Annotated in this window: 16 protein-coding genes; 11 read left to right on the top strand and 5 right to left on the bottom strand. The window is 32.6% G+C overall.

Going from position 1 to position 15,387, the window contains the following annotated elements:
• The 4 genes from QZ260_RS04815 to QZ260_RS04800 all read left to right on the top strand — a co-directional run.
• The coding region (locus QZ260_RS04815) for an esterase (protein WP_295983372.1) at nucleotides 1–552 on the top strand (552 nt) is incomplete at its 5' end.
• 94 nt (nucleotides 553–646) lie between these two features.
• Nucleotides 647–799 (top strand): hypothetical protein, encoded by a 153-nt coding sequence (locus QZ260_RS04810; RefSeq protein WP_295983368.1) that lies wholly within the window; start codon nucleotides 647–649, stop codon nucleotides 797–799.
• Between the two features lie 388 nt (nucleotides 800–1,187).
• Entirely contained in the window at nucleotides 1,188–1,946 is a 759-nt protein-coding gene (locus QZ260_RS04805) for a DUF481 domain-containing protein (RefSeq protein ID WP_295983366.1), read from the top strand.
• A gap of 505 nt (nucleotides 1,947–2,451) precedes the next feature.
• Nucleotides 2,452–2,808, top strand: coding sequence for a hypothetical protein (locus QZ260_RS04800; protein ID WP_295983364.1), 357 nt, complete (start codon nucleotides 2,452–2,454; stop codon nucleotides 2,806–2,808).
• On the opposite strand, the gene QZ260_RS04795 is transcribed toward QZ260_RS04800, so the two are convergent.
• Nucleotides 2,801–3,748: a nitronate monooxygenase gene (locus QZ260_RS04795; protein WP_295983362.1), complete on the bottom strand. Its 948-nt coding sequence runs from the start codon at nucleotides 3,746–3,748 to the stop codon at nucleotides 2,801–2,803. The two genes, QZ260_RS04800 and QZ260_RS04795, sit on opposite strands and share 8 nt — an antisense overlap.
• 188 nt (nucleotides 3,749–3,936) lie before the next feature.
• Here QZ260_RS04795 and QZ260_RS04790 point away from each other — a divergent pair, with 188 nt between their 5' ends.
• Together QZ260_RS04790 and QZ260_RS04785 are read left to right on the top strand one after the other, a co-directional pair.
• Nucleotides 3,937–4,437: a nicotinate-nucleotide adenylyltransferase gene (locus tag QZ260_RS04790; protein WP_295983360.1), complete on the top strand. Its 501-nt coding sequence runs from the start codon at nucleotides 3,937–3,939 to the stop codon at nucleotides 4,435–4,437.
• Between the two features lie 162 nt (nucleotides 4,438–4,599).
• Complete coding sequence (locus tag QZ260_RS04785; RefSeq protein ID WP_295983357.1) at nucleotides 4,600–5,052, top strand: nicotinate-nucleotide adenylyltransferase; 453 nt, start codon at nucleotides 4,600–4,602, stop codon at nucleotides 5,050–5,052.
• Nucleotides 5,053–5,160: 108 nt separating this feature from the next.
• On the opposite strand, the gene QZ260_RS04780 is transcribed toward QZ260_RS04785, so the two are convergent.
• Together QZ260_RS04780 and QZ260_RS04775 are read right to left on the bottom strand one after the other, a co-directional pair.
• Nucleotides 5,161–6,396 (bottom strand): class I SAM-dependent rRNA methyltransferase, encoded by a 1,236-nt coding sequence (locus QZ260_RS04780; protein WP_295983355.1) that lies wholly within the window; start codon nucleotides 6,394–6,396, stop codon nucleotides 5,161–5,163.
• A 125-nt stretch (nucleotides 6,397–6,521) separates the two neighbouring features.
• A complete protein-coding gene (locus QZ260_RS04775; protein WP_295983352.1) occupies nucleotides 6,522–7,253 on the bottom strand; it encodes a bacteriorhodopsin-like in 732 nt (243 codons plus the stop codon).
• Nucleotides 7,254–7,365: 112 nt separating this feature from the next.
• Between QZ260_RS04775 and QZ260_RS04770 the strand changes: the two genes are divergently transcribed.
• The gene (locus tag QZ260_RS04770) at nucleotides 7,366–8,268 is read left to right on the top strand and encodes a Brp/Blh family beta-carotene 15,15'-dioxygenase (protein WP_295983351.1); all 903 of its coding nucleotides are present in this window, start codon (nucleotides 7,366–7,368) and stop codon (nucleotides 8,266–8,268) included.
• Nucleotides 8,269–8,320: 52 nt separating this feature from the next.
• Here QZ260_RS04770 and dnaK read toward each other — a convergent pair whose 3' ends face one another.
• Entirely contained in the window at nucleotides 8,321–10,225 is a 1,905-nt protein-coding gene (gene dnaK, locus QZ260_RS04765) for a molecular chaperone DnaK (RefSeq protein WP_295983348.1), read from the bottom strand.
• Between the two features lie 348 nt (nucleotides 10,226–10,573).
• On the opposite strand from dnaK, the gene QZ260_RS04760 reads away from it, so the two are divergent.
• The 4 genes from QZ260_RS04760 (at nucleotide 10,574) to QZ260_RS04745 (ending at nucleotide 15,074) form a co-directional block, all read left to right on the top strand.
• Nucleotides 10,574–11,995 carry an L-serine ammonia-lyase gene (locus tag QZ260_RS04760; protein WP_295983377.1) on the top strand — a complete coding sequence of 474 codons (1,422 nt, stop codon included), beginning with the start codon at nucleotides 10,574–10,576 and terminating at the stop codon, nucleotides 11,993–11,995.
• Nucleotides 11,996–12,132: 137 nt separating this feature from the next.
• Nucleotides 12,133–12,951 (top strand): 3-methyl-2-oxobutanoate hydroxymethyltransferase, encoded by an 819-nt coding sequence (panB, locus tag QZ260_RS04755; protein ID WP_295983347.1) that lies wholly within the window; start codon nucleotides 12,133–12,135, stop codon nucleotides 12,949–12,951.
• Nucleotides 12,952–12,965: 14 nt separating this feature from the next.
• The gene (locus QZ260_RS04750; RefSeq protein WP_295983345.1) at nucleotides 12,966–13,664 is read left to right on the top strand and encodes an RluA family pseudouridine synthase; all 699 of its coding nucleotides are present in this window, start codon (nucleotides 12,966–12,968) and stop codon (nucleotides 13,662–13,664) included.
• Nucleotides 13,665–13,694: 30 nt separating this feature from the next.
• Nucleotides 13,695–15,074: an aldehyde dehydrogenase gene (locus QZ260_RS04745; RefSeq protein WP_295983344.1), complete on the top strand. Its 1,380-nt coding sequence runs from the start codon at nucleotides 13,695–13,697 to the stop codon at nucleotides 15,072–15,074.
• A 172-nt stretch (nucleotides 15,075–15,246) separates the two neighbouring features.
• On the opposite strand, the gene QZ260_RS04740 is transcribed toward QZ260_RS04745, so the two are convergent.
• The coding region (locus QZ260_RS04740) for an Lrp/AsnC ligand binding domain-containing protein (RefSeq protein ID WP_295983374.1) at nucleotides 15,247–15,387 on the bottom strand (141 nt) is incomplete at its 5' end.

Genomic DNA, 15,387 nt, shown 5'->3' with positions numbered 1-15,387 from the left:
GTTTGGTTTGTTTGTCATGGTATGGGTTATTTAAGTCGGTATTTTTTAAAATATTTTAGAGGATTAAATACAGACGAAAATTATATCATTGCGCCACAAGCAGCTAGCAAATACTATATGAAATCTGGTTTTAAACACGTTGGAGCAAGTTGGTTAACAAAAGAAGCCACAGCAAAGGCTACAGAAAACGTCATGCATAATTTTGATGCCATTTTTGAAGCTGAAAACATTCCAGACCATGTTAATTTAATTATGTTCGGTTATTCCCAAGGTGTTAGTGTTGCTTTGCGCTATGTAGCGAAACGGCAAATACAATGCGACCAACTGGTTATGCATTCCGGAGGTATTCCAAAAGAATTACAGGCCGAAGACTTTGCATTTTCAAATGCTAAAGTGAGTTTAATTTGTGGTACACATGATGAATATTTAATCGAAGATCGTCTTACATCTGAAACACAAAAAGCACATGATTTATTTAAAGATCAATTGCATGTTTTGATGTTTGATGGTAAACACGAAATGAATGTAGCCTTGATTAATAATTTAGTATGAATACACCAAAACTTGAAAACAACCATGTTGAAATCACGCCTTTAAATTTAGAAAACTATAAGCAGCTATTGGATATTGTCCAACAAAAAAACTAGTGCAATACTCTCCCAGAAAAATTGATACGTCAGAAAATTTAAAAGAATACATGCAAAGGGTTTTAGATGGTTTTAAACGAAGGGCATATTGTTATGGTATTTTGGCAGAAGAATGGGATGGTATTAAAAACACTGTTTTTAAAGAATTTTAATAGGTGTTCATATCAGTTATATTTCAGATTCATGATGTAAGCTCCTAATGTAGCAAAATCAAACCTGCTTGCAGCAGATAGGTAGAACATAGATAAGGATTTTTGCAATTAGGCTTGCGCTAGTAATTAATATTATGCAGCTTAAGTTTATATATTCATACTCACTTTAAATTTGCAATATTAAGACCTTTATAATACTCAAAATACAAAGTGAATTTAAAGCTATAAAAAAGCTAAACTTTTAATATTTTTGCAGATTAATTAGCTCGTGATGTCCTTTTGTCTTGAATCTAGATTGAATAAAATCTTTAATAAACCTACCGTTTATAGTTCATAAATAAAGTATATCTAGGCATCTGATAAAAAAGTAATTTTATAGCGAAATAGAATGAAAAAAATCTTGTATTATTTCTTGTTTTTACCCATCTTTCTTTCAGCCCAAATTAACGAAAGTGACACGCTTAACTTAAAAGCAAACCTTTCTTTAACTGGGTTTTATCAGGGCGGAAATGTAGAAACTTTGATATTTAGAGCAAAATCAGATTTAAGTTTTAAACCTTTAAAGAAATGGGTTTTCAAAACTAAAAATTCCTATGTTTATCAAGAGTTTGGAAAGAAAAAGGCTGATGAAGATATTTTAAGTCTCAACTTTTTATATTTTAATCCTGAGCGAAAAATATATCCCTTATTATTGGGTTTTGTAAGCACTAATTTTCGAAGAGAAATTAACCTGCGTTATCTGTTAGGCGCCGGAGTTACTTATCAAATTCTGAACAAAAAAAACAATTGGCTTAAACTTGCGATTTCAAGTGAATATGAACAGACAGATTTTGGTAAAGGTAATTTTAACCTTTCAGAGTATAATGGAAACAAATCTCTCAATACCTTCCGTGGCACCATTTGGGTAAATGGTAAATATCATTTGTTTAAAAAGAAAGTAATTGTAAATCATGAATTTTACTTTCAGCCTTCTCTTGAGCAAAGCAATAATTTTCGTTGGCAAGCAGATGCTGGGTTAGAACTGCCCATTTGGGAATTTTTAAATTTTAAAATCAACTACCTTCATACATTCGAAAGTGTCGTGATAGAAAACCAAAAACGAGAAGATAATATTTTAACTTTTGGTTTTACCTTAAAAAGCTATTGAATAGATTAACGCAGCTTGATTAAGACATCTTTGAAAATTCAAATGGTTTTGTGAAGCATAATCAAAACGATCAGGATATGAATCCGTTTCAATGATTTATATCCTCAGATAAGAACAATTAGGATTTTCTTATTTAATTAAAAATGAAAGCTACAAAAGGTTTTCAACAAAAAATACTTCCTAAAATTTTGGAAAGTGTTTTTTATCGTACAATAAATTATGTATAACCATACTATTCTGTGATATGTTTACAAATCCGATTTATAGCGTTTTATCATAGCGTCTCTAGATTCTGGTTCGTCTTGTGACCCTAATTGATCTTTAAGCATCTGCCCCATTGTTGGAAATTTCATAAGATACTCAATATACTGACAATCAAATTTAGCAATTTTAAAATCCAAATGAATCAATTCAGCACCTTGAACCAAATAAAAAGGTTATTCATCACATAACTATGCCAAGAGTTATAAATATTATTTAAAATTGTGCTTTAAAATAATTTTTAATGATGAAGACATTTGTATTAGCATTAGCCTTATCGTTCACTAGTTTTTGTAGCGCACAATTTGTTTCTGGAGATGACAAATTACACTTGGGTGGTGGTTTTGTAATTTCGAGCGGAACTTATACTGCTGTTTATCTTAAAACAAAAAACAAGAAAAAAGCCTTTTGGTATAGTTTGGGCATGTCTGCTTTAGTTGGTGCAACTAAAGAATGTATTGATGTTGGCCAAGATGAACGTTTTGATACCGGTGAAATGGTAGCAACTACTATTGGTGGTTTAGTCGCAAGTACTACTTTAAGTCTATTTGTAGGCAAAAAGAGAAATGATAAGCAAAAAGAGGTAGCGCTAGTTAACTAACTAAACGTTTAATTATAGCTTTAGTAGGTAATATTTTATTGGTGTGTTCTATACTTGGGCCCGCTACCCAAACTGTTTTGTAAGTAGCTTTTGTAGCGGCATTTTTAGTGGCATTCATACCTATTGAAAAGCGTACCATTTTTACCCATTTCTTGAGTTTTTTATTCTTATTTAAAACAGATTCTATCCACGTTTGTTTCGTTCCTATTTTCTGAACATAGGGCGTATTAATGACCGTACATGGTGTTCCCGAAATACGTTCGGTCATAATGATATCCTTAGCACCATATTCTACACAGGCTTGTTTATAATCGTCTGTAACACCAGCTTCTTCCGAGGCTATAAAAGGACTTCCTACTGAAACACCTTCTGCGCCATAACTTAGCATCTCATCAATATCTAATTTACAACCAACGCCTCCTGCCGAAATTACTGGAATATTACAATGAGAACTTAATTCTTTAATCAACGCCTCAGGTGTTTGGTTTCCACGGTGTCCTCCTGCTTCATTATTCACTGCTATGATAGCATCACCACCTAGACTCTCAACCTTTTTAGCAAATTTTAAATCGGTAACATCACAAAACACTTTAATACCAACTTTATGTGATTGCTTTATGGTTTCTTCAGGACTCCCTAAAGACGTTATTATGAAGTCACAACCTTCTTCACAAATTACTTTTAATTGCCCTTTATACTTAACGTTTGATTTGTTTACAATAAGGTTAAAACCGAAAGATCCTCCTTCTGGTTTAGCTACTTTTAGCTCTCGTAAAGCAATACGTAACTCATCTAATGTTCTATAGTTTAATGCCGGAATACAACCTGCAATTCCGCCATGCATCGCTTCTTTCACCATGGCAACATTTGAAACCAAAAACATAGGTGCTTGAATTATAGGGTAATTAATGTTAAGGAGTTTGGTAAGTTTAGTTTCCATGGATTTAAATTGATTTCAGCAAATATAATAAATATTATAAATATTATGCATGCATAATAACTAACAATCAATTAGTTACGAAAATTGAATAGAAAATATTCATAAATACCTGGTTACATGATATATATCATTTTTTTATTATGCACGCATATTTAATTTTAGTATTTTAAAATCAATAATAATCTATTATGAAAAAATTAATCTTAGGTTTATTTATTTTTGGATTAACCATCCAAATCAGTGCTCAAACAGTCGAATTACCAGAAACTTTAATCACAGTAAATTACAAGTATTTAGATGCTATAGATATTGACAATGTGCCAGAACGGGTTAAAAAGTTAGAAGACGAAGTTCTTAATTATAAAAATATAGAAAAGTCTAATCTTTACGATGATGAACACGATACTTACAGTGTTTCTTTTTATGTTCCTGAAGGAAAAATAGTTGCTGCTTATGATATAAATGGAAAAATTATAAGAACTATTGAAAAATATAATAATGTAAGATTGCCTTTAGTAGTTATGCAAGCGGTTTCAAAGCGATTTCCTAATTGGGGAATAGTTGAAGATATTTATTATATTAAATACCATATTGAAACAGATTCCTTAAAACAGCAATACAAAATTAAGCTTAAAAATGAAAATCAAACCATTACGGTTAAAACAAATGAAATAGGCATATTCCTTTAAAAATTATTTAACAATACGAAATTGATAATAAAACTCTACTAATCTGATGGATATCATTGTGTGCGTTTTATTAAAAATATATCTTCATAATATTAATCTTAAAACCTTAATATCATGAAAAAATCAATTTTAAGTCTAATTATTTTTTGTTTGACCTTTGGGATGTATTCTCAAATTACTCAACTCCCTGAAGTCGTTATAACAGCAGTGAATTATAAATATCTGAACGCTGTTGAAAATGAAGACACCGACCTATCTGTTCAAATGCTACAAGAACATGTAGCTATGTACGATTTAAAAAACTCAGACCTTTATGGTGATGAGTATGACACTTATACCGTATCCTTCTACATTCCTGATGGAAAAATACTTGCCGCATATGACAAGAATGGTGAAATTATAAGAACAATTGAAAGATTTCAAAATGTAAAATTACCTAAAGATGTTAGAAACGCAGTTTATAAAAGATTTCCAAATTGGTCTTTAGAGAAAGATGTGTATCTCGTAAATTATCATAAGAATAATGAAAAAGTTTCTAAGCAATATAAAGTGAAACTTAAAAACGGTAAGAAAGTTATGAGAGTAAAATTAGCAGAGGATGGCAATTTCCTATAATTTTTAAAGTTTAAATTATAAATCTTAAGAAGCGTAATCATTTATTTGATTACGCTTTTTATTATAATAAAATGTAATACATAGTTAAATTTAATAACACAGTAAAAACTAAGCCTCATCAATAAAACGATAATAGCCACATTTTAAATAGGCACCTTCAGGAAAACTAACAGGATGATCTGTATCATGCTGTGTTTTTAAAACAATTTTATATCGTCTATTTGTTGAACCTAAGGCTTGACTATTTATATCTAAAAATGACTGAGCTGAAACTCTAGATGAACAAGAGGCCAAGACTAACAAACCCTTCTTAGCTGTTAGTTTTTCTCCTAACTCAGCCAATTGTGCATATTTCTTTTTTGCCAGGTCAATTTCTGAAGCTTGTTTAGCAAAACTTGGCGGATCTATAACCACAACATCAAAAGTAACTTTATTTTTAATGAGTATTCTAAGCTCCGCAAATGCATCGCCAACAATCGTTTTGTGTTTTCCAGAATACCGATTCAACTTTCCGTTTTCAATAGCTATTTCCAAAGCTTGCTTACTAATATCTAAGCTCGTAACTTCTTTAGCGTCATTATATAAAGCATGCACCGAAAATCCACCGGCATAACTAAACACATCCAATACTGTTTTTCCTATACTCCATTCGCCTACTTGCTTTCTGTTAGCACGATGATCTAAAAAATAACCCGTTTTATGACCTTTAATAACATTTGCAGCAAAGTTGACTCCGTGCTCAACAAATTCCACAACTTCATTCTCAAGATTACCAAAAACAACTTCTCCATTTTTAAGTGAATGTAACTTTGATTTTTCTAAACTTCTACTTAATCGAATAACAACAGTTTCTGCTTCTGATGTTTGTTGTAAACTCGGGATAATGGTTTCTAAATAGGGTAACCATATTTCAGAATATATTTTTACAACCAAAACGGATGCATAAACATCTGCTATCAAACCAGGGAAACCATCATTTTCACCGAATAATAATCGATAACTATTGGTGTTCGTTTTTAATAAAGGCCGCCTCCTATTATATGCTTCTTTTATTTTTTTTTGAAAAAACACAGCATTAATCTCAGCTTTCTCATGGCTGCTATGAAGCATTTTAATTCGAATTGGCGAACTGGCATCATATAAACCTAAACCGACAACTCTGTTTTTATTTTTACTGAAAATGACCGTTAAATCACCTGAATTTGCATCTTCATTTATCTTGTTGATATTATTGGAAAACACCCAAGGATGTCCTTGTAAGACAAACTGTTCGCCTTTTGAGTTTAGTTTTACTGCTAATCGTTTGGGTTGATAAGTGTTCTTAATTGAAAGTGCAAATGCCATATAATTTCATAAAAATAGATAAATTGCAAATTAGTGTGTTTTTTATTGATTCTAGAATTTAAGTACAAAAAAAAAGCGTAACAAAATGTTACGCTTTTCAAAATATATTTACTTTTCTTTTTTAATTAGCTGATCGAATTTTGTTTGCTAACAGCTAAGGCATAAATGACCAAACCAAAACCAATTTTATTTACGGCATCAGCGATATTGTAAACAACATCTACGCTTCCTGATCCTAATATATTTGTGTACCAACCATCGGTTCCAAGCATATATCCCAACGGATAAATCGCCCATCCTACAAGTACAAACCAACATAATATTTTGTGTGCTTTCAGGGTTTCTCCACCCGCAGCGACTGCAAGTTTTTTTGCACTGCCTAACCATATTTCATAAACAATATAAAAATAAGCAAGTCCTGAAATTGCGCCCCAAAGTGCTGCTTGATCTGTGTAAACAGCTTCACCAAAGTAACCAGTTATAAGCATAATCACGGAGAAACCGATCATTTTCCACATTAATGAAGGCTTAGCACCAGCAATTTTTAAGATTAGATAAAATTCTACACACATTAAAGGAACTGTTAATATCCAATCTACATACCTGAAGAATGTTGGTGATTCCATATTAGCGGCCCAATAATCTCTCATGTAAAAATAGTGTACTGCGGCAATAAACGTAATTAGACCCGAGACCAGTACGGAAGTTCGCCATTTTCTATCAAATTGATTAAGTGATAAAAAGAAAAAAGCCGAAGCAGCCATCATAGCCATACAGCCAACAAAAAATGTGAATCCAACATAATCAGTAGGATCCATTTTAGAGGTAACATCTGTTAAAATTAAAAGCATTTTCATAATATTTGTTAGTTAGTTAATATTTTGTTGAAACAAATGTATAAAAAATTAAACGAACTAAATACAATAATGCAATTAATTTTGATTAATTTTGATAATACTTAAGTTTTATATGGATAAAATTAATAATATATCAATTTTACTTAGTTTTTTGGGTCTTTGGATTACATCAATGTTTTCTGGTGATTTCGAGATTATTTTAGGCTTTTTACTAATTTTTTCTTTTGGAATTTTACATGGATCAAATGATATTTTACTTATTCATTCCATTTCCATTACAAAAACGAAATATCCATTTATTAGAGTCTTGGCCACTTATTTAATTATCGTTTTAGCCGCGGTAATCTTATTTTATATTTTGCCGTCAACTGGATTGGTTCTCTTTATTCTTTTTAGTGCTTACCATTTTGGGGAACAACATTGGGAATACAGAACATTAAATATTTCCAAGTACTTAAAAAATACGCTTTACTTCGTATATGGTTTATTGGTGCTTCAATTGCTATTTGTGCTGAATCCTATTGACGTCATTAAAGTTGTTTTTTCTATAACAGGGCACACTTTACAAAGTGCTTTTATTATCTACTCCTTCGTTGCCAATTCTATTGTTTTTATTTTAATTACAATAGTCTTAGTTATGGAGTCAGATTATTTTAAAGCCATTCTCTTAAAAGAATTACTCTACTTAGTAATCTTTACTATAATATTTAAAGTTTCAACTTTAATATGGGGCTTCACCATTTATTTTATTCTTTGGCATAGTATTCCATCACTTTATGAACAAGTGAATTTTATTTATGGTGCTTTTAATAAAAAAAATGTATTCCAATATTGTAAAAAGTCTTTTCCTTATTGGGTTTTGTCTTTAATAGGTATAGGTATTGTTTATGTTATTTTTAAGGAAGAAAAAATATTTTATGCTATTTTCTTTTCTTTTATTGCTGCGGTTACTTTTCCACACACTTTAGTCATTAATAAAATGTTTGCACATAAAAAAACGCAACCAAATGAATGATTGCGTTTTAAATTTTTTGTACCACTGAACACAGGTTCAGTATGACCTTAATTTATTTCACTTCTTCGAAGTCAACATCTTCAACGTCACTACTTTCAGCTTCTCCGTTTTGGCTAGCATCTGGTCCTGGAGCTTCACCACCTTCTTGTGCTTCAGCTTGTGCTTTGTACATTTCTTCAGAGGCCACTTTCCAAGCTTCGTTTATTTTATCTAAAGCTGGAGTAATAACTTCTAAATCTTTAGATTCATAAGCTTTCTTCAACTCTTCTAAAGCATCAACAATTGGCTGTTTTTTCTCTTCCGATAATTTATCACCAAACTCTTCTAATTGTTTTTCCGTTTGAAAAATCATAGAATCTGCTTCATTTAATTTTTGAGCTTGTTCTGCAGCTGCTTTATCTGATTCTGCATTTGCTTCAGCGTCAGCTTTCATTTTTTGGATTTCTTCTTCAGTTAATCCAGAAGATGCTTCAATACGAATATCCTGTGTTTTACCTGTCGCTTTATCGCCAGCAGTCACGTGTATAATTCCGTTTGCATCAATATCAAAGGTTACTTCAATTTGTGGAGTTCCACGTCTTGCTGGAGGAATACCATCTAAGTGAAAACGACCTATAGTATTATTATCGGCAGCCATAGCACGCTCACCTTGTAATACATGTATTTCTACAGAAGGCTGATTATCTGCCGCTGTTGAAAACACTTGCGATTTCTTAGTAGGAATCGTTGTATTCGCTTCGATAAGTTTTGTAAAAACATTGCCCATAGTTTCAATACCTAAAGATAAAGGTGTTACATCTAAAAGTAATACATCTTTAACATCACCAGATAAAACACCACCTTGGATACCAGCTCCTAAAGAAACAACTTCATCAGGATTAACACCTTTACTTGGTGTTTTTCCAAAGAATTTCTCTACGGCTGCTTGTACCGAAGGAATACGGGTAGAACCACCAACTAAAATAACTTCGTCAATATCCTTTTTACTTAAACCAGCTGCTTTTAATGCAGTTTCACATGGCTCAATAGTACGTTTTACTAGATCGTCAATTAATTGCTCAAATTTAGAGCGTGTTAATGTGCGCACCAAGTGTTTTGGTCCGCTAGCAGTAGCTGTAATATAAGGTAAGTTAATTTCTGTTTGTGCAGAAGATGATAATTCAATCTTCGCTTTCTCAGCAGCTTCTTTTAAACGTTGTAAAGACATTGGATCTTTACGTAAATCCATGTTCTCATCAGCATTAAATTCATCTGCTAACCAATTAATAATTTTTTCATCAACATCATCACCACCTAAGTGTGTATCACCATCTGTTGAAAGTACTTCAAATACACCATCACCTAATTCAAGGATAGATACATCATGTGTACCTCCACCAAAGTCAAAAACAACTATTTTTTGGTCAACACCTTTTTTGTCCATACCGTAAGCTAACGCAGCTGCAGTAGGTTCGTTAATAATACGTCTAACTTTTAAACCAGCAATTTCACCTGCTTCTTTTGTGGCTTGACGTTGACTATCGTTAAAGTAAGCTGGTACAGTAATTACTGCTTCAGTTACATCAGTTCCTAAATAATCTTCAGCAGTTTTCTTCATTTTTTGAAGAATCATAGCCGATAATTCTTGTGGTGTGTATAAACGACCATCAATATCAACTCTTGGTGTATCATTATCACCTTTCACAACTTTATATGGTACACGTTCTGCTTCTTTTTTAGACTCAGAATATTTATTCCCCATAAAACGCTTAATAGAATAAACTGTTTTTGTTGGGTTTGTTACCGCTTGTCTTTTTGCAGGGTCACCAACTTTAATCTCTCCACCTTCTACAAATGCAATCACCGATGGCGTAGTACGTTTACCTTCCGCGTTTGGGATTACAACAGGTTCGTTACCTTCCATCACAGAAACGCAAGAGTTGGTTGTTCCTAAATCGATTCCAATAATTTTACTCATAATATATTTTTTTAATGTGTTGAATGTTCATTTTTAATTTCAAGTTGTATAAGTCAATCTTTATGCCAACTCAAAAATGCTGACACAGTGTCATATTCTTATCCATTTACTGGCGCTGTCTCCGATTGTAGTCACTATACCTATGTCATTTTTTGGGCGCAACCACAAGGGTAGGGCTTTCCGCTAGACCTACCTACCGGCAGGCAGGTCTTTTTATCGTGCCTTAAAAAGGATGCCGCTACAATTCATCGTACACCTATCTCTAAACTAACTCCTATTTTTTCTCAGCGTAACATCTTTGCGAGAAAAAACAATCTATATTTGCCCAACTATAACGATTGCGCAACTATGGAATGTATCTCTGTTTTCGACATGCTAAAAATTGGAATTGGTCCTTCAAGTTCTCATACGCTAGGACCTTGGCGAGCTGCCGAACGTTGGATTAAAGAACTTAAAACTGCTAATACCTTTAATAACGTTGAAAAAATCACAGTCGACCTCTATGGTTCTTTATCCCTAACAGGAAAAGGACATGCTACAGATTATGCCGTGATGCTTGGTTTATGTGGTGCTAATCCAGAAACCATCCCTACAGAAAGGATTAACAAAATTATTACAGCAATAAAAAACACCAACACATTATCTTTTAACAATGAAATAGAAATAGGATTCAATCCTAAAACAGATATAATTTTTAATAGAAAATTTTTACCATTTCATGCTAACGGACTGAAATTATCAGCAATTTGTAATGGAAAAAAAACGTCTTCTACGTTCTACTCCATTGGTGGTGGCTTTGTTATAAAAAAAGAACGTAAAAACTCTAAAAGAAATTTTGAAATAAAATGTACTTTTCCTTACCCGATAGACAAGGGGACTGAGTTACTTCAGTTTTGCTCGACATTAAATAAATCTATTTCTGAAGTTGTTTTAGAAAACGAAAAATCAATTCGTAAAGAAACAGAGATTGATGCAGAATTAAAGCGCATTTGGGATACCATGCTCGATTCTATGTATACAGGTTGTCATACAGAAGGTAATCTTCCTGGAGGTTTAAATGTAAGGCGTCGCGCATACGATATGCATAAAACTTTGCAAGGAAACACGCCATATAAAAATCCTGTGGAATGGATTTATGCTATCAGAGACACAGAAGTTAAATTCCGCCAAATATTAAAATGGGTAAGCTGTTTTGCATTAGCCGTTAATGAAGTAAATGCCGCATTAGGGCGTGTAGTTACTGCTCCAACCAATGGAAGTGCAGGCGTAATCCCATCGGTTTTAATGTATTATCTTGTTATCGAAAACCATGATGGTAATTTTGAGGATATTAAAAAATTTCTACTAACAGCAGGAGAAATAGGGAGTATTTTTAAGAAAGGCGCAACCATAAGTGCTGCTATGGGAGGCTGTCAAGCAGAAATTGGTGTGTCATCAGCTATGGCTGCTGGGGCACTAACCGAATTACTTGGTGGTACACCAGAGCAAGTTTTAGTAGCAGCTGAAATAGCTATGGAACATCATTTAGGTTTAACCTGCGATCCTATTGGTGGGTTAGTACAAATACCCTGTATAGAGCGCAATGCTATGGGCGCTATAAAAGCAATAAATGCGGCAGAACTAGCATTAGACACTAATCCTGAGCATGTAAAAGTACCTTTAGATAAAGTGGTAAACACGATGTGGGAAACGGCAAAGGATATGCATTCTAAATATAAGGAAACCTCAGAAGGCGGTTTGGCTGTTGGTGTTTATTTAACAGATTGTTAGTATTAACTTTAAATGATTAAGCCGATAGTATTTAATAAAATAACTGATAACCAGCAATCAAGGTTTACTTTAAATAAAAGTTTAACAGTATCTTCTTTATTTAGTATTTTTACATGATAACTAAACTAAATTGAAACATGTCTGTAGCCAAAAAAGAATATAAACGCGTTACCGTAAAAACATTAGTAGATATGAAAGCCCATGGCGAAAAAATATCTATGCTTACTGCCTATGACTATACTATGGCCAAAATTGTTGATGGAGCTGGTATTGATGTTATTCTTGTAGGCGATTCTGCAAGTAATGTTATGGCAGGACATGAAACTACGCTACCAATTACCTTAGATCAAATGATTTATCATGCCTCTTCCGTAATTCGCGCTATTGACAGATGTTTAGTTGTTGTCGATTTACCTTTTGGAAGTTACCAAAGTGATCCAAAAGAAGCTTTACGTTCAGCTATCAGAATAATGAAAGAAAGCGGAGCACATTCGGTTAAAATGGAAGGTGGACGTGAAATAAAAGAATCCATAAAGCGTATTTTAAACGCCGGTATCCCTGTAATGGGGCATTTAGGATTAACACCACAATCTATTTATAAATTCGGAACTTATACGGTACGAGCAAAAGAAGATCAAGAAGCAGAAGATTTAATTGAAGATGCAAAAATGCTTGAAAAAGTAGGATGTTTTGCCATTGTATTAGAAAAAATACCAGCAAAACTAGCTAAGCAAGTAGCAGAAAGTGTAAGTATTCCAATTATAGGTATTGGAGCTGGACCAGATGTAGATGGGCAAGTTTTAGTACTGCATGATATGCTCGGAATGACTCATGAGTTTAATCCTCGTTTTTTGCGTCGCTATATGAATTTATATGAAGATATGACTACCGCTATTTCGCAATATGTAGATGATGTAAAAAGTTCCGATTTCCCTAATGAGACTGAGAAATATTAATATAGATTTTTTAGATGTCTAAAATACGTTCTAACAAATCTAATTTACAAGTCCTCTATGAGGACAATCATATCATTATCGTAAATAAGAGAGCTGGTGATATTGTACAAGGTGATAAAACAGGTGATAAACCACTTAGTGATGTCGTAAAAGAATATATCAAAGACAAATACAACAAACCAGGAAATGTTTACTTAGGAACTGTGCACCGCCTAGATAGACCTACCACTGGTCTTGTTATTTTTGCAAAAACAAGTAAAGTACTTCCTAGGCTTAACAAATTATTCCTTTCAAAAGAAATAAAAAAAACATACTGGGCGATTGTAAAAAACGAACCTCCAAAACATGACGATACCCTCATAAATTGGCTTAGAAAAAACCCGAAAAACAATAAATCAAAAGCCCATTCAAAAGAAGTTTCCGAAAGCAAAAAAGCTATTCTTCATTATAACGTCATAAAAAAATTAGATAACTACTTTTTGCTTGAAGTTAATTTGGAAACGGGCAGACACCACCAAATACGAGTACAATTATCAAATATAGGATGCCCTATTAAAGGCGATTTAAAATATGGTTTTGATAGAAGCAATAAAGATGCAAGTATAAGTTTGCATGCAAGACATATTGAATTTATTCATCCTGTAAAAAAAGAATCTATTTCCATTGATGCCCCTTTACCAAATGATGCCATTTGGAACGCTTGTTTACGATAATTTATATACCTTTAAAAAAAAGATTTAGTATTGAATACCATACCAGATATAATTAGTAGCCAACGTGAATTTTTTAAATCTCAAAAAACAAAAGATTTAGATTATCGGTTATCTCTCTTAAGAGCATTAAAAGTTGAAATTCTTGCCAATGAACAAGCGGTTATTGGTGCTCTAAATAAAGACTTTAAAAAGTCTGAATTTGAAGGGTACTTGAGTGAATTTGGAATTGTTATTTCTGAATTGAATTTCGCGATAAAAAACCTTAAAAGATGGGCCAAACCAAAGCGCATTAAATCTTCGTTATTAACGTTTCCATCAAAGGATTATTTATACCCAGAACCTTTTGGTACTGCACTTATAATAGCACCATGGAATTATCCATTTCTCTTAGCTATGGAACCTCTAATTATGGCTATAGCAGCAGGAAATACTGTTGTTATAAAACCTAGCGAATTAACTGAAAACACTTCAAAATTAATTACGCGAATAATTAAAAACGTTTTCCCTAAGACTATAGCAACGTCTATTCAAGGTGGTGTTGAGATATCAACAGAATTATTAGCCCAAAAATGGGATTATATTTTCTTTACTGGAAGTACACATGTTGGAAAAATTGTTGCCCAAGCTGCAGCAAAACACTTAACGCCTGTTGTTTTAGAGCTTGGAGGGAAATCGCCTTGTATTATTGACGATTCGGTAAATTTAAAACTTGTAGCCAGAAGATTAGTTTGGGGTAAATTATTAAATGGCGGGCAAACCTGTATTGCACCAGATTATGTAATAGCAAAATCTAACATCAAAGAAGATCTTATTGCTGTATTAAAAACTGAAATTAATAAGCAATATGGCGAGAATCCTGAAAATTCATTAGATTTCCCACGGATCGTCAATAAAAACAATACAAAACGACTTGAAACCTTACTTCAGGATTCTAACATTGTCTTTGGTGGTAAAATTAATGTGAACGAATGCTACATTTCGCCCACCTTAGTTGATCAACCTAGTTTGAATAGTCAATTAATGCAAGAAGAAATATTTGGTCCTATTTTGCCAATTTTAACTTATAACACTGAAGAAGATATTGAACACATTATTTGGAATCTAGAGAAACCTCTATCACTTTATGTCTTTTCAAACAAAACCTCTTTTATTAAATCAACCATTGAAAAATATAGTTTTGGTGGTGGTGTAATTAATGACTTACTAATTCATTTTGGAAATCACAGATTACCATTTGGAGGTGTTGGTGCTAGTGGCATGGGCAAATATCATGGTAAACATGGTTTTAATACCTTCTCAAACACGAAACCCATTGTGAAACGAGGAAACTGGTTTGATCCTTCTTTTAGGTATGCACCCTACAAAGGTAAAATGAGTTTATTAAAATTAGTTTTTAAGTATTTTGGATAATCAAGATAAAGGATAATTCAAAATAAGTTTTACATTGTCTTCTGGTTTAGAGCTTAAATCCAGAAAAGCCAATACCCAATTTAACTAAAGTAGAATAGCTTAGCGCAAAACTAGTTGGTATTAACATAAAAATGTTGAAAAACTCTAAGCCTTTATTTATAATTGAATTCAATTAGAAATTAATAGTATTACTATACTTTACTTCGTTAATTACAAACATGCTATGTGTGCTTCCAATATGATTTATACTCGTTAATTTTTTTACCATAAACTCTCTGAAAGCTGACATATCTTTAACAATAACTTTAAGAAG

The sequence above is a fragment of the uncultured Algibacter sp. genome (assembly GCF_905480415.1).
In the GTDB taxonomy this organism is placed as follows: domain Bacteria; phylum Bacteroidota; class Bacteroidia; order Flavobacteriales; family Flavobacteriaceae; genus Algibacter_B.
Note: the sequence above shows the minus strand (reverse complement) of the source record. Positions and strands in the feature narration are given on the sequence as shown.

Excerpts from the sequence above, each read along its gene's own strand:
- QZ260_RS04805 (WP_295983366.1), top strand. The coding sequence starts at position 1,188 with ATGAAAAAAATCTTGTATTATTTCTTGTTTTTACCCATCTTTCTTTCA.
- QZ260_RS04800 (WP_295983364.1), top strand. The coding sequence starts at position 2,452 with ATGATGAAGACATTTGTATTAGCATTAGCCTTATCGTTCACTAGTTTT.
- QZ260_RS04795 (WP_295983362.1), bottom strand. The coding sequence starts at position 3,748 with ATGGAAACTAAACTTACCAAACTCCTTAACATTAATTACCCTATAATT.
- QZ260_RS04790 (WP_295983360.1), top strand. The coding sequence starts at position 3,937 with ATGAAAAAATTAATCTTAGGTTTATTTATTTTTGGATTAACCATCCAA.
- QZ260_RS04785 (WP_295983357.1), top strand. The coding sequence starts at position 4,600 with ATGTATTCTCAAATTACTCAACTCCCTGAAGTCGTTATAACAGCAGTG.
- QZ260_RS04780 (WP_295983355.1), bottom strand. The coding sequence starts at position 6,396 with ATGGCATTTGCACTTTCAATTAAGAACACTTATCAACCCAAACGATTA.
- QZ260_RS04775 (WP_295983352.1), bottom strand. The coding sequence starts at position 7,253 with ATGAAAATGCTTTTAATTTTAACAGATGTTACCTCTAAAATGGATCCT.
- QZ260_RS04770 (WP_295983351.1), top strand. The coding sequence starts at position 7,366 with ATGGATAAAATTAATAATATATCAATTTTACTTAGTTTTTTGGGTCTT.
- dnaK (WP_295983348.1), bottom strand. The coding sequence starts at position 10,225 with ATGAGTAAAATTATTGGAATCGATTTAGGAACAACCAACTCTTGCGTT.
- QZ260_RS04760 (WP_295983377.1), top strand. The coding sequence starts at position 10,574 with ATGGAATGTATCTCTGTTTTCGACATGCTAAAAATTGGAATTGGTCCT.
- panB (WP_295983347.1), top strand. The coding sequence starts at position 12,133 with ATGTCTGTAGCCAAAAAAGAATATAAACGCGTTACCGTAAAAACATTA.
- QZ260_RS04750 (WP_295983345.1), top strand. The coding sequence starts at position 12,966 with ATGTCTAAAATACGTTCTAACAAATCTAATTTACAAGTCCTCTATGAG.